At 65.3% G+C, this 18,695-nt stretch carries 14 protein-coding genes; 7 read left to right on the forward strand and 7 right to left on the reverse strand.

Annotation, left to right across the window (positions count from 1 at the left end; all coding sequences use genetic code 11):
- Positions 1–144 precede the first annotated feature (144 nt).
- Positions 145–1,236, reverse strand: coding sequence for an acetamidase/formamidase family protein (locus FHW94_RS20015; protein ID WP_168557609.1), 1,092 nt, complete (start codon positions 1,234–1,236; stop codon positions 145–147).
- A gap of 211 nt (positions 1,237–1,447) precedes the next feature.
- On the opposite strand from FHW94_RS20015, the gene FHW94_RS20020 reads away from it, so the two are divergent.
- The 3 genes from FHW94_RS20020 (at position 1,448) to FHW94_RS20030 (ending at position 5,766) form a co-directional block, all read left to right on the forward strand.
- Positions 1,448–1,933: a VOC family protein gene (locus tag FHW94_RS20020; protein WP_168557610.1), complete on the forward strand. Its 486-nt coding sequence runs from the start codon at positions 1,448–1,450 to the stop codon at positions 1,931–1,933.
- Between the two features lie 145 nt (positions 1,934–2,078).
- Positions 2,079–3,284 carry an SRPBCC family protein gene (locus FHW94_RS20025; RefSeq protein WP_349237573.1) on the forward strand — a complete coding sequence of 402 codons (1,206 nt, stop codon included), beginning with the start codon at positions 2,079–2,081 and terminating at the stop codon, positions 3,282–3,284.
- 151 nt (positions 3,285–3,435) lie between these two features.
- Positions 3,436–5,766: an acetamidase/formamidase family protein gene (locus FHW94_RS20030; protein ID WP_168557612.1), complete on the forward strand. Its 2,331-nt coding sequence runs from the start codon at positions 3,436–3,438 to the stop codon at positions 5,764–5,766.
- A gap of 26 nt (positions 5,767–5,792) precedes the next feature.
- Here the strand turns inward: FHW94_RS20030 and FHW94_RS20035 are convergent, their stop codons facing one another.
- On the reverse strand, positions 5,793–6,638 hold the full coding sequence (locus FHW94_RS20035) for an oxidoreductase (protein ID WP_168557613.1): 846 nt from the start codon (positions 6,636–6,638) through the stop codon (positions 5,793–5,795).
- 220 nt (positions 6,639–6,858) lie between these two features.
- On the opposite strand from FHW94_RS20035, the gene FHW94_RS20040 reads away from it, so the two are divergent.
- Genes FHW94_RS20040 through FHW94_RS20055 form a run of 4 tightly spaced genes read left to right on the forward strand, consistent with a single transcriptional unit; the run spans position 6,859 to position 11,354 of the window.
- A complete protein-coding gene (locus tag FHW94_RS20040; protein ID WP_168557614.1) occupies positions 6,859–8,004 on the forward strand; it encodes an LLM class flavin-dependent oxidoreductase in 1,146 nt (381 codons plus the stop codon).
- Positions 7,997–8,695 carry an isochorismatase family cysteine hydrolase gene (locus tag FHW94_RS20045; protein ID WP_168557615.1) on the forward strand — a complete coding sequence of 233 codons (699 nt, stop codon included), beginning with the start codon at positions 7,997–7,999 and terminating at the stop codon, positions 8,693–8,695. Before FHW94_RS20040 ends, FHW94_RS20045 begins: the two co-directional genes overlap by 8 nt.
- Positions 8,692–10,095 (forward strand): amidohydrolase family protein, encoded by a 1,404-nt coding sequence (locus FHW94_RS20050; RefSeq protein ID WP_168557616.1) that lies wholly within the window; start codon positions 8,692–8,694, stop codon positions 10,093–10,095. Before FHW94_RS20045 ends, FHW94_RS20050 begins: the two co-directional genes overlap by 4 nt.
- A 44-nt stretch (positions 10,096–10,139) precedes the next feature.
- Positions 10,140–11,354: an MFS transporter gene (locus FHW94_RS20055; protein ID WP_168557617.1), complete on the forward strand. Its 1,215-nt coding sequence runs from the start codon at positions 10,140–10,142 to the stop codon at positions 11,352–11,354.
- Between the two features lies 1 nt (position 11,355).
- Here FHW94_RS20055 and FHW94_RS20060 read toward each other — a convergent pair whose 3' ends face one another.
- The 5 genes from FHW94_RS20060 to FHW94_RS20080 all read right to left on the reverse strand — a co-directional run bounded on the left by FHW94_RS20060 (position 11,356) and on the right by FHW94_RS20080 (position 18,549).
- On the reverse strand, positions 11,356–11,814 hold the full coding sequence (locus FHW94_RS20060; protein WP_168557618.1) for an Lrp/AsnC ligand binding domain-containing protein: 459 nt from the start codon (positions 11,812–11,814) through the stop codon (positions 11,356–11,358).
- Between the two features lie 2 nt (positions 11,815–11,816).
- The gene (locus tag FHW94_RS20065; RefSeq protein WP_168557619.1) at positions 11,817–12,842 is read right to left on the reverse strand and encodes a LacI family DNA-binding transcriptional regulator; all 1,026 of its coding nucleotides are present in this window, start codon (positions 12,840–12,842) and stop codon (positions 11,817–11,819) included.
- A 29-nt stretch (positions 12,843–12,871) separates the two neighbouring features.
- Positions 12,872–13,633 carry a hydroxyacylglutathione hydrolase gene (gene gloB / locus FHW94_RS20070; protein WP_168557620.1) on the reverse strand — a complete coding sequence of 254 codons (762 nt, stop codon included), beginning with the start codon at positions 13,631–13,633 and terminating at the stop codon, positions 12,872–12,874.
- A 108-nt stretch (positions 13,634–13,741) separates the two neighbouring features.
- Positions 13,742–14,338 (reverse strand): biliverdin-producing heme oxygenase, encoded by a 597-nt coding sequence (locus FHW94_RS20075; protein WP_168557621.1) that lies wholly within the window; start codon positions 14,336–14,338, stop codon positions 13,742–13,744.
- A gap of 38 nt (positions 14,339–14,376) precedes the next feature.
- Complete coding sequence (locus FHW94_RS20080; protein WP_168557622.1) at positions 14,377–18,549, reverse strand: calcium-binding protein; 4,173 nt, start codon at positions 18,547–18,549, stop codon at positions 14,377–14,379.
- Between the last annotated feature and the right edge of the window lie 146 nt (positions 18,550–18,695).

Raw genomic sequence — 18,695 nt, forward strand, 5'->3', positions numbered from 1 at the left:
GAACGGAATTCAACGAAAATTCCCCCGCCTCCGTTCGCCCTGAGCCTGTTGAAGGGCGCCTGCACTGCACGTGCCAAATCGAAATACGAAAAGCGCCGGAAAGCCCAAGGCTCTCCGGCGCCTCCTTGCGACCCTCTACAGGGCTTACTTGGGATCCTTGACCACGCCCTTGGCGGGGAACATGTCGCGGTCGATGCGGGCGTGCACGCCCAGGGTGCCGTCCACCACTTGCGTCACGCCGAAATCGGCGGCCACGCTCATCAGCGAATAGGCATCGTTGCGCGAAAGGCCGACCTGCTCGCCCAAGAGGTGCAGCATGTCGAGCGAGGCGTTCTTCATCGCCGCGTCCAGATCGTCGCCAAAACCGTGGACGATCCAGTGCTTGGGGGTTTCTAGCAGGGGCGAGGGGAAATCGAAATCCTTGCGCAGCACGATCTGGAACAGGCAGTTGAGCGAGCTTTCGATCGCCGTGCCGGAAATCTCGCCGTCGCCCTGGCTGACGTGCGGATCGCCGATCGAGAACAGCCCGCCCTTGACCTGGCACTTGTAATACATCGTCGCGCCCGCGCCGATGCGCCAGTTGTCGATGTTGCCGCCGTGCAGACCGGGGGGAATGGTGCTGACCGGCTCGTTCACCGCCGGGGCCACGCCCGCCGTGCCCAGGTGCGGGCGGGCGGGGATGGTCACGCCGGGCAGCGCGGGCTGGCGATCGCACACCGGGCAGTTGGTGATCGTGCCCGGCACCAGGTACTTGCCCGGAAAGTCATAGGCATAGAGCGCGTTGGCGGTTTGCGTCGTGGGATCGAGCTGGTAGATCGTCACCCGCTCCTTCTCGTCGAATTCCTGATAGAGGTGGCCCCAGTTGGCCGCCAGGTTCGAGCCATAGTTGTTGCGCGGCACCATCTGGAGATAGCGCACTTCCAGCATGTCGCCCGGCTCGGCCCCTTCCACGAAGATCGGCCCGGTCATGATATGAACGCCGGGCGCGCGCGTGGTGGGGTCGATCTCCTTGAAGATGCGCTCCACCCCTTCGTCGAACATCAGCTCGGGCGCGTCGCCCGCGTGGTGGGTCACGGCTTCGGCATGAACCAGGTCGCCACTGCGAATCGTGAGCGCCGGTTTGATGTCGGGCGAAAAATAGCCCCAGTGCACGGTCTCGGGCGTGGCTTTGAGATAGTGCAGGGCGCCGGGCGCCGTATCCGCCTGCCGATGGCCGTGGTTGCAGACCAAACTCATGCGTGTGCCTCGTTTCGATGGGTATCAGGACGGCATCGTTTTCGGACCAATGCTGCGCTGCGGTCTTGTTTGCGCGCGCCCTATGACTTGGCCTGATGACTGGGCCCGCCGAACGCCCGGGTCAACAATCGGTGCGCGCAGGTCCAAGCCGCGCAAGGCCTACCCGCGCCACAAGGCGGCATCGTTCAATTGGCCCATGAAAGGCGCGCCGATGCCCAATACCTTGATCTTTGTCGACATGCCCAGCGACGATCCCGCCGCGGCAGGGCGATTCTATGCCGAAGTGTTCGGCTGGCAGAACGATGAGAAGCCTGCCGGCGTCTATCATCGCATGGTGCCGGGCGGACAGTTCAAGAATCCCGATGGCAGCGACAGCGCGATCGGCAACCTGCACCTGGGCATTTTCGATGCTGCCAATGCCCGCCCGCATCCGCAGGCCGAAGGGGTGGAACCGCGCGCCCTTGCCACGCAGGGCCGCAAGCCCCGTATCTGGATCCTGATCAGCGACGATGACAGCGCCGATCGCATCCTGGCGGCGGCCGAAGAGCGTGGCGCCACGATCCTGTGGCGCAACCACTATTGGTCCACCTTCAACGGGTATAACCATGCGTTCCAGGATCCCTGGGGCAACGAAATCCTGCTGTGGGGCAAGGCCGGTCCCGATCCGCAAGTGCCGGCCGATTTCACCCGCGAATAAGCGCCGAATTCCATATTGCAGCGCAGCACGAGTTGCCGCACAGTTTCAACAATTCGTGCTGCCCTGCTCAAGACCCACGCCAGGCACTGCCGTTATGGTGCCGACAGACCCCGCCAAGACCCGAATTGTTCAGGAGTTTGCGCCCGTGACCCTCGTTACCGACAGCTTCATCCACTCGCTTGGGAGTTCTGCCACGGACCTCGCCGAGGCGGAGACCCTGCCGCCCGAGTGCTATACCAGCGCCGAATTCTATGAGTTCGAGAAAGAGGCGCTCTACAACCACGAATGGCTCTGCGTGGGCCGCGCCGATTGGGTGGCCAAGCCGGGTGACTATTTCTCCACCCGCGTGATCGGCGAACCCATCCTGGTATCGCGCACCCTGGATGGTGAAATCCGTGCCATGTCCGCGGTGTGCCAGCACCGCGCCATGCTGGTCGCCGAAGGGCATGGCAATGCGCGCGGCTTCCTGTGCCCCTATCACCACTGGAGCTACAACCTCGATGGCAAGCTCGTTGCCGCACCGGCGATGAGCAAGACCTGCAATTTCGACAAGGCGCAATACAGCCTGCCCACCTTCAAGGTGGAACTGTGGAACGGCTTCATCTTCATCAACTTCGACGCCGATGCCGCCCCGTTGGCCCCGCGCCTGGTGGCCGTGGCCGAGGCCATTGCCGGCTATGACCTGGCGGGGGCCGAAGGGCCGCGCCCCGATCCGGCGCCCACGCTGCCGTGGAACTGGAAGGTCATGTTCGAAAACAACAACGATGGCTATCACGCCAGCCGCCTGCACCACGGGCCGCTGCATGATTTCGTGCCATCGGGCCTGGCGGTGTTCCCCGAAAGCGATCCGGCCGATGGCGGGTTCCTGCGCTTCAACGGCACCTTGCATGCTGATGCGAGCTTCAACGCCACGCAAAAGGCGGTCTTGCCGGTGTTCCCCGGCCTTTCCGACGAAGCGCGCATGCGCATGACCTTTGCCAATATCCCGCCCACGCTCAGCCTGGTGATGATGAGCGACATGGTGATCTACCTGATCCTGCGGCCCAACGGCCCGGAATCGCTGGAGATGGACACCGGCTTCCTGTTCGCGCCCGGCGCGATGGCCGATCCCGCTTTCGATCACAAGCTGGACATGAATATCCGCGCTTCGGGGCACATCATCGCGCAGGATCTGCACGTGGATGAACTGGTGCAGCAGGGCCTGCGTTCGCGCTTTGCCCCACGTGGCCGCTATTCCTGGCAGGAAGGCGCGCAGGGCCAGTTCAACAAGTGGTTGGTGCACCGCTATCGTGCCACGCACGAACGGCTGTCGGGCTCGTCGCCATCGCATGGCGAGCTGGTTCGCACCTGACCCGAAGCGGGGCAACCTTGTTTGCGGCGCAGCATTGCGTGTCATCACAGATGGCGTAAGGTGGTTGCCAGGCCGGTAATCATAAGCCGCGCCGCCAACAGGGTCGATCACCGCGTCTCGCGTTGCGTTTCGCGTTTCAGGGGGCAAGCCGTTGCGCTTTACCACCAATGCCTATCCGCGCGAGCAGCGCCAGGATGCCTGGCGTTTTGCGCTGCAACGCGTCAGCCTCGAAGTTCTGGCCAGCGCCGAGGAGCTCTATGGCGAGCTGGTGAGCTTCACCAGCGGCCAGGGCATCCAGTTCGTGCGCGTGACGGGCAATGGCCAGCGCCTGGCGATCGACATGGCGCAGGACGCGCCCAGCTTCTGGCTGGTGCTGCTGCTCGAAGGGCGGCTGGCGGCAGTGCAGGGCACCACCGCGATCGAGCTGTCCGAAGGCGACATTCTCTATGGCGGCGGCTCTGCCCGCACGCAGATCGACCTCAATGGCGAGCATCGCTTCCTGCTGGTCAAAGTGCCCCATGCGCTGCCCGCGCTGCGCTCGCGCTCCGCATTGCCTTCGCAGATCAGCAACCTGATTGCCGACGAGGCGATCGGCCGCATGCTTTCCGCGCTGTTGCGCTCGGTGGCCGATACCATCGTCGATGTTTCTGACGACCAGATCCGCCCGGTGGAACTGGCGCTGCCCGAATTCATTGCCGCCACGCTGCTCGACAAGGCGCCGGTCAAGGAACTGGGCGGCGCGGCGGGCGCGCGTGCCGCGATCCTGGAGCGGGTGTTCCAGTCGATCGAGATGCGCCTGTCCGATCCCAACCTGTCAATCCACCAGATCGCCGCCGAACACCGCATTTCGCCCCGCTACCTGCAAAAGCTGTTCGAAAGCGCCGGCGAAAGCTTCAGCCAGTTCGTGAAGTTCCGCCGGCTGGAACGCTGCCGGCTCGACCTTGGCAGCCCCTTGCACGCGCAGCGCTCGATTTCCGAAATCCTCTATCAATGGGGTTTCAACGACAGCGCCAGCTTCAGCCGCGCGTTCCGCGAACGCTATGGCATGAGCCCGCGCGAATACCGCAAGGTTGGCGCGCTGCCCGAAGAAACCGCGGAAGCGCCCCGGCGCGGCCGGCCCAGCGTGCTCAAGGATGCCAAGCCCGAAGAGCGCGAGGAAGCTCCGTCCACCGCGCCGCTCGATCCCTTGGTGGAGGCCGATGGGCTGGTGGAAGACGTGCAGGTGGATGCTGCCCCCGGCGTGCGCCACCACGTGCTGCCGGTGCGGCCCGATACGATCCACTGGGGCTATTTCAGCAAGCACCTGAAGCCCGCGCTGGAAGTCTGCTCGGGCGATTACGTGACCGTGGAAACGCTCACCCACCACGCCAACGATGATGCCGAGCGGATGATCCATGGCGATCCAGCGGCCGAGGCGATCTATCGCTGGACGGCCGAGGGCAAAGTGGTGGACCGGCGCGGCGCCGGGCCGCTCGATGCCTCGGTCGTCGGGCGCGGGCCGGGCGAAGGGTTTGGCGTGCACATCTGCACCGGCCCCATCGCCATTTCCGGGGCCGAACCGGGCGACGTGGTGCAAGTGCGCATCCTCGACATCGACCCGCGCCCCAGCCGCAACCCGCGCTTTGTGGGCCGCGCGTTCGGCAGCAACGTGGCGGCCTATTGGGGATTTCACTATGCCGAACTGATCACGGAGCCGAAGCCGCGCGAAGTGATCACCATTTACGAGATCGAAAAGGGCGCCGGCCTGCCGCTGGCCCATGCGGTCTACAACTATCGCTGGACCCCGCAGACCGATCCATCGGGGGTGATCCACCCGATGTACGATTACCCCGGCGTGCCGGTTGACCCGGAAACGATCGAGAAGAATTTCAACGTCCTGCGCGATATCGAAATCCCGGTTCGGCCGCATTTCGGCGTGGTGGCGATGGCGCCGGCCCATGCCGATCTGGTGGATTCGGTGCCACCGGCCAATTTCGGCGGCAATATCGACAATTGGCGGCTGGGGCCGGGGGCCAGTGTGTTCCTGCCGGTGGCGGTGCCGGGCGGCCTGCTCTCGCTGGGCGATCCCCATGCCAGCCAGGGCGATGGCGAACTATGCGGCACGGCCATCGAATGCTCGATGACGGCGGTGATCCAGGTGATCCTGCACAAGGCCAAGGGCGCGCCGGCGCATGTGCGCGAGCTGGATTATCCGATGATCGAGACGCCCACCGAATATGTGATCCTGGGTTTTTCCAATCCCGATTATCTGCGCGATCTGGGTGCCAAGGCGCAGAGCGAAGTCTACAAGCGCTCGTCCATCGATGCGGCGATGCGCGACGCGTTCCGCAAGGCGCGCCGCTTCCTCATGACCATCCGCGACCTGACCGAGGACGAGGCGATCTCGCTGCTTTCGGTTGGCGTGGATTTCGGAATCAGCCAGGTGGCCAACGGCAACTGGGGCGTGCACGCCGTGATCCGCAAGGCCCTTTTCACCAGCTGAGGCCTCGGTAGCGCGGGGGCGCCGCCCTATTGGGCGGCTTCAGCCTCTGTCGCCGCGATCGCCAGGGTGTAGCCCTGCCAGCGATCGAATTGCCCGGCCAGCGCGCCCAGTTCGTGTTCGGCATAGTGCAGCGCGTCTTCGCCCAGCAGCAGCACCAGCGGCGGTTCGGGTTCGTCGAGCGCGGCCAGGATCGCTTGGGCGGCCAGGGCAGGGCAGCCGGGTTCCGACCCATGCTTTTCCTGCAGGATCTTGCGCGCCATGTGCGCGGTGCCGGCATAGTCGGCAATGGTGGGTTCCGCGCCGGGCAGCCGCTCTGCCGAAAAGGCCGTGCGCAGCCCACCGGGCGCCACGTTCGTCACCTTGATGCCGAGCGGCGCCACTTCCTGGGCCAGGGTGCGCCCCAGGCATTCCAGCGCAAACTTGGTGGCGCCATAGATCGCCGTGCCGTGCCAGGCGGCGAGGCCCGACACCGAGGTGATGTTGACGATATGCCCGGCGCGGCGCGCGCGCATGGCGGGCAAGGCCGCCTTGATCACGGCCATCGGGCCGAACAGGTTCACGTCGAACAGCGCGCGCGCATCATCAAGCGCGGTTTCCTCCACCGCGCCGGTAAAGCCGCGCCCGGCGTTGTTGACCACATAGTCGAGCGGCCCGACGAGCCCTTGCGCGGTGCGCACCACCACCTGCACGGCGGCTTCATCGGTCACGTCCAGCTTCATCACATGGGCGCGGCCGGGGGCGAGCGCTGCGAACATCTCTGCATCGGCCTGGGCGCGCACCGTGCCGACGACGGCATCGCCGCGTGCCAGGGCCGCCTGGGCGAGGGCCAGCCCCAGGCCCGAACCGACGCCAGTGATGAACCAGTTTGCCATGCGCATGCGTTCCTTATCCAGTACACCCTCAGGCTAGGCGGGCCGCGGCAGCCCGTCTTGGCGTGGCGCGCATGGATTTGTGCACAATGGGTGCAGCGCTCGCTCTGCACAAACCTTGGTGCGCGTGGTGACAAGAAGCGTTGGCCAAGGCGCCCTAGCTTGCCTGCGATCCCAACCCAAGCCACACCTGTTCTCAACACTGCCAGATCACGGACCCGCCATGACCGACCCCGTTACGCCCGATACCCTACCCACGGTTGCGCATTTCGGCCTTCCTTCCGACAGCGGCGGGCGCGACATCGGCATCTTCATGCCCATGGCCAATGGCGGCTGGATCATTTCCAGGAATTCGCCCCGGCTCGATGGCTCTTATGAATACAACCTCAAGGTGGCGAAGCTGGCCGACGAACTGGGGCTGGACTTCATCATGGCCATGGCCAAGTTCAAGGGATACGGCGGGGAAATCCAGCACTGGGAATCCTCGCTCGACAGCCCCTTGATGATGGCCGGCCTGGCCCAGGCGACTTCCCGCGTGAAAGTGTGGGCGACGATCCACACCCTGCTGCAGAACCCTGCGGTGGCCGCCAAGATGATCGCCACCCTCGATCAGATCAGCCATGGTCGCGCCGGGCTCAACGTGGTGACGGGCGCCTATCGCGGCGAATTCGCGCAGATGGGGGCTTGGCCCGAAGGCGTGGACCATGACGAGCGCTATGTCCTGGCGACGGAGTGGATCGAGGCGATCAAGCGCCTGTGGACCGAGGACAGTGTTTCGTCGCAGGGCAAGTATTTCACGCTGGACGATTGCACATCGTGGCCCAAGCCGCAGCAGCGCCCGTTCCTGGTCTGCGCCGGCACGTCGAAAGCCGGCGTGCGCTTTACCGCCGAGCACATGGACGCGCTGTTCCTGGCGGGCAACAACCTGGAAGAACTGATTGCCAACACGCACAAGGCCAAGGCCGGTGCGCTGGAACTGGGCCACGCCATTCGCACCTATTCGATGATGATCCTGGTTATCGGCGAAACGGACGCGGAAGCCGAGGCGATGGTGCAGAGCTATCGCGACGGGCTGGACGAGGAAACGCTGTGGGGCATGATGCGCGCCTACGGCATGCTGGACGGCGAGATCGGCAAGGAGAACGATTTCACCCGCAAGGCGCGATCGGCACTGATGGCGCCGCACGTGGCCGGCTCGCCCGAAACCGTGCTGGCGCAATTGACCGAGATCTTTGAAAAGACCGCGCTCGACGGGCTGATGGTGATCTTCCCCGATTACCTTTCCATGCTGCCGGTGTTTGCCGAAAAGATCCTGCCGGTGCTGCGCGCACGCTTTCCCGGCAAGATCAAGGAGGCGGCCCATGTCTGAGCCTAAGTCTGAAGGCGCAGCGCACACCGTGATCGATCCGGCCACCGCCTTGCCCCACGTGGCCAAGCCGGGGCCGATGATTGCGCCTGAACGCACTGCGCTGGTGGTGGTGGACGTGCAGGTGGACTTTGCCGCGCCCCACGGCGTGGTCGCCGGCTATGGCGCGGACATGACAGAGTCCGACAAGGCCGTGGACCGCATCGAGGAACTGATCGCCGCCGCGCGCGCCGCCGGGGTGACCGTGGCGTTCATGCGGGTGATGACGCGGCCGCAAAGCGATAGCCAGGCGCTGAAGACCTGGATGGTGCGGCGCGGTTCCCCGGGCGGCGAGGCGATCTGCCGGATCGGCAGCGGGGGCGAGGACTATTGGCGCGTGGCCCCGCAGCCGGGCGATATCGAGATTGCCAAGCTGGCTTATTCCAGCTTCCACGGCACCGACCTCGACATGCAATTGCGCGCCCGCAACATCGACACGCTGGTGATGACCGGGCTGACCACCGATTGCTGCGTTGATTCCACCACCCGTGATGCGTTTCATCACAACTACCACACGTTCGTGGTGTCCGATGCCTGCGCCGCGGCCGAGCAGGACCTGCACGTCCATTCCCTCAAGGCGCTGATGCAGCACTGTTCGCTGCTCACCACCAGCGCCGCCGTAGTGGAGGCGTGGAGCGCATGGGGGACCGCATGAGCGCATCTGCCCCGATTGCCGCCGATTTCGTGATCCGCAATGCGTGGATCGTCACCATGGACGCCAGCCGCCAGATCTGGCGCGATGGCGCGCTGGCCGTGGCGGGGGACCGCATCGTGGCGGTTGGCCCCACGGCTGATGTGATGGCGCAGGTTGCCGCGCGGCAGGTGATCGACGGCAGCCGTTTCGTGCTGACGCCGGGCCTGGTCAATTGCCACGTGCACATCACCGGCGAGCCGATCACGCGCGGCTATGTGCCCGATGACACGGATTGGCGCACCAATGTGTTCGATTGGCTGATCCCCACCTACCTGGCGCAGACCCCGGCCGAGGAGCAGCTTGCCGCCACGCTGTGCAGCGTGGAAATGCTCAAGAACGGGGTGACCACGTTCGTGGAAGCGGGCACGATCCTCGATCTGCCGGCCGTGATGGAAGCGGTGGACGCGGTGGGCATTCGCGGCCGGCTGGGCCAGTGGATCCAGGACCGTGCCTTTGCCCCTGGCGACGACCAGCCCGCGCTTACGCGCGAGGCCATTGCCAAGCTGGAAGCGCAAGTGGAGCGCTGGCCAGTGGCGACGGACAACCGCCTGGCCGCCTGGGGTTGCCTGGTGGGGCACAACACCGCAACGGACGATCTGTGGCGCGCGGCGACCGCGCTGGTGCGGGACAAGGGGCTGGGTATCACCGCGCACATGAGCGCAGACCCGGCCGATCCCGATTATTACCTTGCCACCGCCGGCAAGCGGGCCCTGCTGCATCTGGCAGACCTAGGCGTGCTGGGCGATCACCTGTCGCTCACCCACATGATCCACCTCGACGATGCCGAAGTGGCCGCCGTGGCGCAGAGCGGCATGCGCGTGACGCATTGCCCGCTCACCGCGATGAAGGGCGGCTATGGCGTTACCAGCCAGGGCAAGTTTCCGGAAATGCACGCGGCCGGCGTGCCGATCCAGCTGGGCACCGATGGCAACAACAACGGCAACATCGCCGATCTGATGCGCGCGATGTACCTGCTCGCCGGCCTGTTCAAGGATGCGCGGCGCGATGGCAACCTGTTCCCGGCGCACGAAGTGCTGGAATGCGCCACGCTCAACGGCGCGGCCGCTGCCGGCCTTGCCGGCACGGTGGGTGCGCTGGTGCCGGGACTGAAGGCCGATTTCGTGGCACACGATCGCAATCGCCCCGAATGGACGCCGCTGCTCAACGTGATCAACCAGTTGGTCTGGTCGGCCGATGGGCGCGGCGTGCACAGCGTGTGGGTGGATGGACAGCGCCTGGTGGACAATTATCGGATGACGACCGTGGATGAAGAGGCGCTCTATGCCCAGGTGGAACAGGTTGCCCCAACCCTTATCGCGCGGGCGGGCATGACGATCCCTTGCGTCTGGCCGGTGGCTTGACCATGTCGGGGCACAGATCCCAGCCGGGCAAGGGCACCAAGCCGATGCGCATCGTCATTCTGGGCGCGTTTTCCGCGCTCTATTTCCTGTTGATGGCCTCCACGTTCAATTCGCTGGGCCAGGTCCTGCCGATGATCGTGGCCGATCTCCATTTCACCTGGGCCCAGGCCGGCATGGGCTTTACCGTGCTGGGCATCGCCTGCGGGGCAGCCTCGATGCTGCCCGCCGCGGTGATCCGGCGCCATGGCGTGGCGGTGACGCTGCTGATCGGCATGGCACAACTGATCGCCGGGTTTGCCGCGCTGGCCTGGATGCAGGGCGTCGCGATGTACCTGCTCGCCACGCTGCTGCTGGGGCTGGGCTTCTGTTTTTGCGGGTCGATTGCCGCTGTCGATGCCATCGGCAATGCCTTTGACGGCAAGCGATCGACCGCGATCGGCCTCTATTTCACGGCCGGCAACGTCGGCGCCGTGGCCGGGCCGTTGACATTCTTTGCGATCCATTCGGCCACCGGCAGTTGGCGGCTCTATTGGCTGTGCTGCGCCGCTGGCGCGCTGGTGCTGGGCCTGTTCGCGGCGGCGGTGTGCAGGGGTTACGAACGCCGCGTGGGCGTGGTGCATGGCCCGGCAGACGAAGCCGCGCCACCGCCCCAGGGCTGGACCGCCCGCGCCGCGCTGGCCTCATGGCAGTTCTGGATCGTGGTTCTGGCCTATACCGCGTGCCTGTTGATCAACACCACGGTGCACAGTTTTGCCTATCAGCACATGCTGGAACATGCCGTGGCGCCCGGCGTCGCCACGGGTTTCATTTCCGCGGCGGCGTTGGTGGCGGCGGTGGCGGCGGCGCTTGCCGGCTTTGCCGGGCAGCGGGTGGATGCGCGCGCGCTGACCGTGGTCGCACTGGTGGGATCGGCATTTTCCTCGCTGGCGCTGATCCTGCCGCTCGGCTCCATGGCACTGGGCTTTTTCGCGGTCACGTTCGGCATCGGCATCGGCGTTTCCACCGTGGGCACGGCCTTGCTGCTGCGCGGCTGGTTCGGTGGGCGCGCGGCGCTGGAACTCTATTCGATCATGACCGTGGTTTCCACCTCGGCCGCGATCGGCCCCAGCATCGGCGGGCACCTGCACGATACCATGGGCAGCTTCGTGCCCAACTTCGCCGGCCAGGCGGTCATCGGCCTGGCCGTGGCTGTGGTGGTGGCCCTGGCCCGGCGTCCAGTGACGCGCGCCGAGAGCAAGGAAGAAGCTGTGCTGGCCTGAATCAGGCCCCGTGCTCGATGATCGTTTCCATCGCCACATAGGTCGATGTGCTGGCCACATTGGGCAGGCTGGAAATCCGCTCGCCCAGCACCCGGCGATAGGCCAGGATATCGGCCGTGCGGATTTTCAGCAGGTAGTCGAAATTGCTGGCGATCATGTGGCATTCCTCCACTTCCTCCACCTGGAGGACGGCGCGGCGGAATGCATCGAGCGCCTTTTCGCGCGTGTCCGACAGCTTGACCTGGGTGAACGCGATATGCGCCAGGCCGAGTTTTTGCGGATCGACCACGGCGCGAAAGCCGCGGATCACGCCATCGGCGATCAGGCGCTTGAGCCGCGCCTGGCACGGCGTCTTGCTCAATCCCACGCGGCGGGCCAGTTCGTTGATGCTCAGCCGCCCGTCGACACGCAGTTCTTCCACGATCTTGAGGTCGATCCGGTCCAGCGCCGCCTGGTCCATCGTCAGGGCCGGGTGGAACCGCGCACGACAAGGCGCACCGGCACGCGCCGCGCCGTGGCTGCCTCGCCCGAGATCATCGCGAGCAGGCGATCGACCAGCAACGACCCGGCCACTTCGAAATCGGATTCCACCGTGGTCAGCGGCGGGGTGGACCAGGCGCCGGCGCGCACGCCGTCAAAGCCCACAACGCCGATCTGGTCGGGCACCACCAGCCCGCGCGCACCGAATTCCTTGAGCGCGCCCAGCGCGATCTCGTCGCTGACGCCGAAGATCGCGTCGAACGGGCGGCCGCTGTCGATCAGCGCCACGGCGGCGCGGCGGCCCTGTTCCTCGCGCGGCAGGCCGCGCTCGATGCGCTGGAGCACGGGTTCAAGTCCCGCGCTTTCCATCGCGGCGGCATAGCCGTCATAGCGTTCCTTGAACTGCCGCTGGGGCGAGGTTTCCGATCCCAGGCACACGATGTTGCGATAGCCGCGCACCAGCATGTGCCGTGTGGCGAGCGTGGCGCCGGCGTGGTTGTCGCTGCGCACCCAGGGGAAATCATCCTGCGTCGCGCCCCAGCACACCCAGTGGCTGCCTTGGGGCAGGCTGCCGAAATAGTCCCAGGCGGCGGTGTTCTCGCTGGTGCCGATCACGATCATGCCGTCGGCCTTGCGGCGTTCCTGGTAATGGCCCCAGAAGTTCTCCGGGCTGTCCTGGAATGCCACCAGGACTTCAAAGCCGCGCGCCGAGGCGGCGGCGCAGGTGCTGCCGAGCAGGGCATAATAGAACGGGTTCAGGTCCTTGCGATCCTGCCCCGGCCGGCAGACCATGACCACGGCGAGCGTGCCGGTCTTGCCCCGGCGCAGGCGCGCGGCGTTCTCGTCCACCTGGTAGTTCAGCTTGCGTGCGGCTTCCATCACGCGCTGGCGCGTGGGTGCGCTGATCGACGGGTCGCCGGCCAGGGCGCGGCTGACGGTGGACTGGCTCACCCCCGCTGCCTCGGCAACGTCGAAACTGGTTACGCGGGAAAGGCGCTTTTCGGCCATGGATCAGGGTCTCTTTCGCGCAGAAGCCGTCAGCGGAAGCTGTCCTTGGCCGCGCGCAGGGCGGCAAAGGTGGCCACGGCATCGCCGCCGCCCCAGCGGGATTGCAGCGCCGGATCATCGGCGCGCAGGAAAGGGTTGGTTGCCAGTTCGCGCACCAGCGGGCTGGGCACGGTGGGTAGATCCTGGGCGCGGCGCGCCGTCACTTCGCCGGCATAGGCAGCCAGCGCGGCGTTGTCCGGATCGGCATGCAGGGCAAAGCGCGCGTTGCTGGCCGTATATTCGTGCGCACAATAGACCAGCGTTTCGGGCGGCAGCGCTTTCAGCCGGGAAAGGCTGGTCCAGAACTGTACCGGCGTGCCTTCGAACATGCGGCCGCAGCCCAGCGCAAACAGCGCATCGCCCACAAAGGCGGCGCCGGCATCGGGCAGATGATAGGCCACGTGGCCCAGCGTGTGGCCGCCCACGGCCAGAACCTGTGCCACATGCTCGCCCAGGGTCACGGTGTCGCCTTGATCGGCGGTGCGATCGACGCCGGCAATCTTGGCTGCGTCGCCAGCGGGCGCGGTAATCGTGCAGCCGGTGGCGTCCTTGACCGCCGCGTTGCCGCCGGCATGATCGGCATGCCAGTGCGTGTTCCAGATCTGGGTGATGCGCCAGCCGCGCGCGGCAGCCTCCGCCAGGTAACGGTCGGCATCGGGAGTGTCGATGCACACGGTTTCGCCGCTGGCGCCATCGTGCACGAGATAGCCATAGTTGTCCGCCAGGCAGGGAAACTGGTGTATCTCGATCATCGCCCTCGCTCCTGGCCCACGCTCAGCGCCCCTCATAGCGCAAATGCTGCAAAGCAAAAGACGGCAAACGGCAGTTAACCGCCTTGCCTGCGCTGGCAACGCGGCAGATCAGGCGATTCGCGCCAGCCGGGCCACGTGGGCAAAGGCATCGCGCGCGCCGGCAACCGCGCTTGCTTCCTGCGCTGCATCCAGCGGTATGGCATCGAGCGCTTCGGTAAACGCGCGCCACTGTGCTGCCGGCCCTCCGGCGGCAGGCGCCAGGTGCCGCGCGCCAAACGTGTCGGACAGGCCGATCCGCGCCACCAGCTTGCGCAGCACCGCCGCGCCCAGGTTCGATCCTTCGGCCACATAGAGCCAGCCCAGCGCAGGCGGCATGCCGGAAATGGCGGGCAGCGGGTCAGGCGCGGGCAGGGCAAGGCCAAGGTCGCCCATGTCCTGCTCGACCAGCGCCAGGCGCGCGCGTGCGGCAAGGCCTGGCAACAAGGCCTGCAACGCCAGATCGGCATGAAGCGGCGCAACCGCCCGATGGAACGCCAGCTGCATCGCCAGGAACTGCGCATAGCCTTCGCGGCTGGCAAAGCTTTCCCGTGCCATCAACGCTGCATCGAGCGCGGCATGCACGTCGCGCGTCGCTTCCCGCAAACGCAGCGCGCGCGCGGGAATCGGCTGATGCGTCGGCAAATGCGGGGCAGGGGTGACGCTCATCCCCGCGCTTTAGGCAGGTTATGGCGCCGCTGCCAAGGTTACAGTACCAACAGCGCCTGTGTCGCGGCATTCTCGGCTGCAAAATCGCTGAACGATTGCAGGACAATGTCGGTCACGGCAAGGGCGGTGTTGGGTGCTAGCGTGGCCAGCAGGATGGGAGCGTCCGCGCCGTTGGCGTCGGCATCGAAATAGAGATTGCCGCTTCCCCGGTCGTAGATCAGCACGTCGTTGCTATCGAGCGCGGCGGTGCCGATGCGGAAGGCATCGGCCGTCAACATGCCGGACAGTGCGGGATTGAGCAGCACGATCTTGTCGGTGCCAGAGACGAAATCGGTGATCCGGTCGATGCCTGCTTCTGGAAAGGGGCTGATCACGAACCTGTCGCTGCCCGCGCCGCCAGTCAGCGTATCGTTGCCCGATCCGCCGATCAGCTGGTCGGCGCCATTGCCGCCCAGCAATGTGTCGTTGCCATCGCGGCCCAGCAGCACGTCGTTGCCGTCCCCGCCCGACAGGGTGTTGGCCGCTGCATTGCCGCCCATGATATTGTTGAGGGCATTGCCGGTAAGCGAGGTGGCAGCTTCACCGGTAAGCGCGCCCACTTCGATATTGGCGGCAAGGGTGATCGTGGCCGAGGAAAACACCCGATCGGTGCCACCACTGGCCAGTTCGATCGCGCTGTCGCCGCTGCCATCGAAAATGAACGTGTCGTTGCCTGCCCCGCCGGTCATGACGTCGCTGCCGGTGCCGCCGTCCAGCCGGTCGTTGCCGATGCCGCCATCCAGGCTGTCATTGCCTGCGCCGCCCAGCAGGGTATCGTTGCCCTCGCCGCCGTTCAGCGTGTCTAACCCGCGCCCGCCGTCCAGCGTGTCATCGCCACCCATGCCGTTCAGCACGTTGTTGGCGCCGTTTCCGGTCAGCACGTTGGCCAGGCTGTTGCCGGTGCCGTCGATCGCGGCCGTACCGGTGAGGGTGAGATTGTCGCTATCGGCCAGTGCGAAGCTGACGGAAGCCTGCACCGTGCCAGAGCCCGATACCGTATCGCCGGCATTGTCGACGATGAACGTGTTGAAGCCGCTGCCGCCGATCATGGTGTCGGCACCGGTGCCGCCGTCGAGCTTGTCGTCACCGTCGCCGCCCAGCAGGCGATCGCTTCCATCGCCGCCGTTCAACACGTCGGTGCCGATGCCACCGTCCAGCGTATCGTTATCCGCACCACCGTCGAGGCTATCGTCACCGTCGCCACCGACAAGGCTATCATCGCCATTGCCGCCCAGCAGCTTGTCCGCGGCTGCGCCACCATCGAGCGTATCGGCGCCGTCGCCGCCCACTAGGGTGTCGGCATTGGCGCCGCCCAGCAGCGTGTCGCTGCCCGTGCCGCCGTCCAGATAGTCGTTGCCATTGCCGCCTTCCAGCCGGTCATTGCCGGCAAGGCCCCGCAGCAGGTCGTCCCCGCTGGCTCCCGTCACGATGTTGTCCAGCCCGTTGCCGGTGAGGCGCAGCGTCCCGGCGCCGATTTCGGCGGCCAGGTTTTCCAGCGTTGCGCCCAGCGTGTAGTCGATCGTCGTGAGGACCGTGTCGATGCCTTGGTCCGCCAGTTCCACCACCGTGTCGTTCGCGGTGTTGACGTGATAGGTGTCGTTGCCCAGGCCGCCGACCATGCGGTCGATCCCGCCGCGGCCGTCGATGTCATTGTCCGCGCTGTTGCCGGTGATGGTTTCGTTGGCATCGCTGCCGATGGCGCGCCGCGCCGCAGAGCCTTCGGCCAGAATGAGTTTCTCGACATTGGAGGCACGCGCGAACGTGTAGTCGATCGACGTCACGATCGTGTCGGTGCCCGAACCTGCCTCTTCGATCACCTGATCGCCCAGGTTATCAACGTAATAGGTATCGTCACCGGCATAGCCGACCATCACGTCGGCCCCGGTCTTGCCGTCGAGGATGTTGTTCTTGGCTGTCCCCTCGATGCGGTTGTCCAAGCTGTTGCCATAGCCTTCGGCCGCGTCTCCCCGCAGATAAAGATTTTCCAGGTTTTCGCCCAGGGTGTACGACAGCGAGGCATAGACGCGGTCGTTGCCCTCGCCAGCCTTTTCGATGATGACCTGGCCGGTCGTCTCGATGACATAGAAATCGTCACCCAGGCCGCCGATCAGCGTATCGTGCCCGCCCTTGGCGATCAGCGTATCGTAGAAATCGCCCCCGGTCAGCACGTTGTCGAGCGCATTGCCGGTCAACGCGCCGCCATGCGTGGGCGCAGAGATCACGCCGTTTTCGATATTGTCGGGCAGGATATAGGTATAGGCGGTGGTATAGACCGTGTCGGTGCCTTCATCGGCGTTTTCGAAGATGCCATACTTGGTACCATCGTTCACCCCGTTGACATTGTAATAGACGTCGTCACCCTTTCCGCCATAGATCCTGCTGGCGTTGAAATAGGTAATCACGTTGTTCTTGTCGTTGCCGTAGATGGTCGTGTCGAATGTCGCGGTGGCGGTAATTGCGTCACCCAGCAGGTAGATGATTTCGACATTGGCAATCTTGCCCAATGACGCGGTGCTGTAGACCGTATCCGTGCCACTGTTGTAGGTGTACTCTTCGACAACCGTGTCCCCGACGTTGTCGATATAGTAGATATCGTTGCCCTGCCCGCCGATCATGGTATCGGCCCCGCCCGCGCCATCGAGCACGTCGGCGCCCGTGCTGCCGGTCAGCACATTGGCCAAGGCATTGCCCGTGGCGCGGTGGCCGCCGGCATCCATCGTCAGATTCTCGAGAGTGTCGCCCAGGGTATAGTCGAAAGTGACGCGCACCGTGTCCACGCCGGCATCGGCGGTTTCCACGATCACGTCATCCAGCCCCTGGATCACATAGGTATCGTTGCCCAGGCCCCCGGTGAGCACGTTGGTGGCGGCATTGCCGGTCAGCACGTTGTCCAGATCGTTGCCGGTGGCGTTGATCGCGGCGCTGCCGGTCAGCGTCACGTTTTCGATGTCGGCCCCGGCGGTCCACGAAAGGCTGGACTTGATCGTGTCGATCCCGCCGCCGGTGTTCTCGGTGACCTGGTCGCCCTTGTTGTCGATGACGAACGTATCGTTGCCCGCGCCACCGATCATGCGATCGGCGCCGCCCATGCCGTTGATAAGGTTATCCCCTGCATCGCCGATCAGCGTATCCGCATAGGCGGAACCATTGATGTTTTCGATGGCCGTCAGCGTATCGTTGCCATCGGCGCCGGTTGCCGTGCCAAGGCCAAGATCGACCGTGACCGCACCGCTGGCATGGACATAGGTGGCCGTATCCAGCCCCAGGCCGCCGTTGAGGCGATCGTTGCCCAGGCCGCCTTCCAGCGTGTCATTGCCGTAATTCAGCGTGACGGTGTCGACCCAGGTGCGCTTGCCCGTGGTGGTCCAGGCGCCATCGCCATAGAGCGTGTCGTTGCCATCGCCGCCGCGCAAAACGTCGTTGCGATAACCCCCCGCCAGGATATTGGCGCCCGCGTTGCCGGTCAGCACGTCGTCGCCATAGCCGCCCGCCAGATTTTCGATGCTGGTAAGCGTCATCGCGTTGGCTGCGGTGGAGGGAACGAGCGAGAACGTGGTGCCGTTCTTGCCGGTGGTCCATCCCTGGATGCCCACGACCAGCCAGTCTGAGCCGGTGCCGCCATCGAGCGTGAAAGGGCCGACGGGCACGGCAGGCGTGCTGGAACTGAGTACGATGATATCGTTGCCGGCGCCTCCGGCAATCAATCCACCCGTCATGATCGCTGTCGCCTGGAGCCAGTCGTTGCCCGCAGAGCCGCGCAAAGTGCCGACCGTGCCGGAAACGGCTACCCCTTCCACCTCGGACACGATGAAGTTTCCGAACACCCCAGTGGCTTGCGCCGTGGTAAGCGAGAGGTCGAGCGAAAAGGGCTGGGTTGCTGTGCCCAGGTTTGCCCAGAGCAGATCCGATCCCGTTCCGCCGATCCAGGTCTGGACCGTGCCGGCATAGGCAAAACCGGATTCCCAGGTGGCAAACAGCCAGTCGTCGCCGCTGCCGCCATCGACCAGGTCGTTGCCGGTCCCCGGGTGCAGATAGTCATTGCCGCCGAGGCCGCGCAAGATGTCATCGCCAGCGCCGGCATCGATGTCGTCCGACCCGTCATAGAAATCCTTGGGCGCGGGATTGGTGCCGGTGATGGTGTCGTTGCCGGCGGTGCCGTAGGTGGTGATCAAGTCCTGCCCCTGGGAATTCTTGCGTGACGGCGGCAGGATAGAGCGCGCCGGAAGACCGTCAAATCCTATGTTTCAAAAGTTTTCGCCGTTCTGGAGCGATTGCGACGGCCACGAAAAAGCCCGCCCGGCAGATGCCGAGCGGGCCT

Source organism: Novosphingobium sp. SG720 (genome assembly GCF_012275365.1).
GTDB classification, from domain to species: Bacteria; Pseudomonadota; Alphaproteobacteria; order Sphingomonadales; family Sphingomonadaceae; genus Novosphingobium; species Novosphingobium rhizosphaerae.

What these genes read in the sequence shown, in the direction of transcription:
- FHW94_RS20060 (WP_168557618.1), bottom strand. Translation starts at nt 11,814, where the DNA reads ATGGACCAGGCGGCGCTGGACCGGATCGACCTCAAGATCGTGGAAGAA.
- gloB (WP_168557620.1), bottom strand. Translation starts at nt 13,633, where the DNA reads ATGATCGAGATACACCAGTTTCCCTGCCTGGCGGACAACTATGGCTAT.
- FHW94_RS20045 (WP_168557615.1), top strand. Translation starts at nt 7,997, where the DNA reads ATGTCTGAGCCTAAGTCTGAAGGCGCAGCGCACACCGTGATCGATCCG.
- FHW94_RS20050 (WP_168557616.1), top strand. Translation starts at nt 8,692, where the DNA reads ATGAGCGCATCTGCCCCGATTGCCGCCGATTTCGTGATCCGCAATGCG.
- FHW94_RS20040 (WP_168557614.1), top strand. Translation starts at nt 6,859, where the DNA reads ATGACCGACCCCGTTACGCCCGATACCCTACCCACGGTTGCGCATTTC.
- FHW94_RS20055 (WP_168557617.1), top strand. Translation starts at nt 10,140, where the DNA reads ATGCGCATCGTCATTCTGGGCGCGTTTTCCGCGCTCTATTTCCTGTTG.
- FHW94_RS20035 (WP_168557613.1), bottom strand. Translation starts at nt 6,638, where the DNA reads ATGGCAAACTGGTTCATCACTGGCGTCGGTTCGGGCCTGGGGCTGGCC.
- FHW94_RS20020 (WP_168557610.1), top strand. Translation starts at nt 1,448, where the DNA reads ATGCCCAATACCTTGATCTTTGTCGACATGCCCAGCGACGATCCCGCC.
- FHW94_RS20065 (WP_168557619.1), bottom strand. Translation starts at nt 12,842, where the DNA reads ATGGCCGAAAAGCGCCTTTCCCGCGTAACCAGTTTCGACGTTGCCGAG.
- FHW94_RS20015 (WP_168557609.1), bottom strand. Translation starts at nt 1,236, where the DNA reads ATGAGTTTGGTCTGCAACCACGGCCATCGGCAGGCGGATACGGCGCCC.
- FHW94_RS20075 (WP_168557621.1), bottom strand. Translation starts at nt 14,338, where the DNA reads ATGAGCGTCACCCCTGCCCCGCATTTGCCGACGCATCAGCCGATTCCC.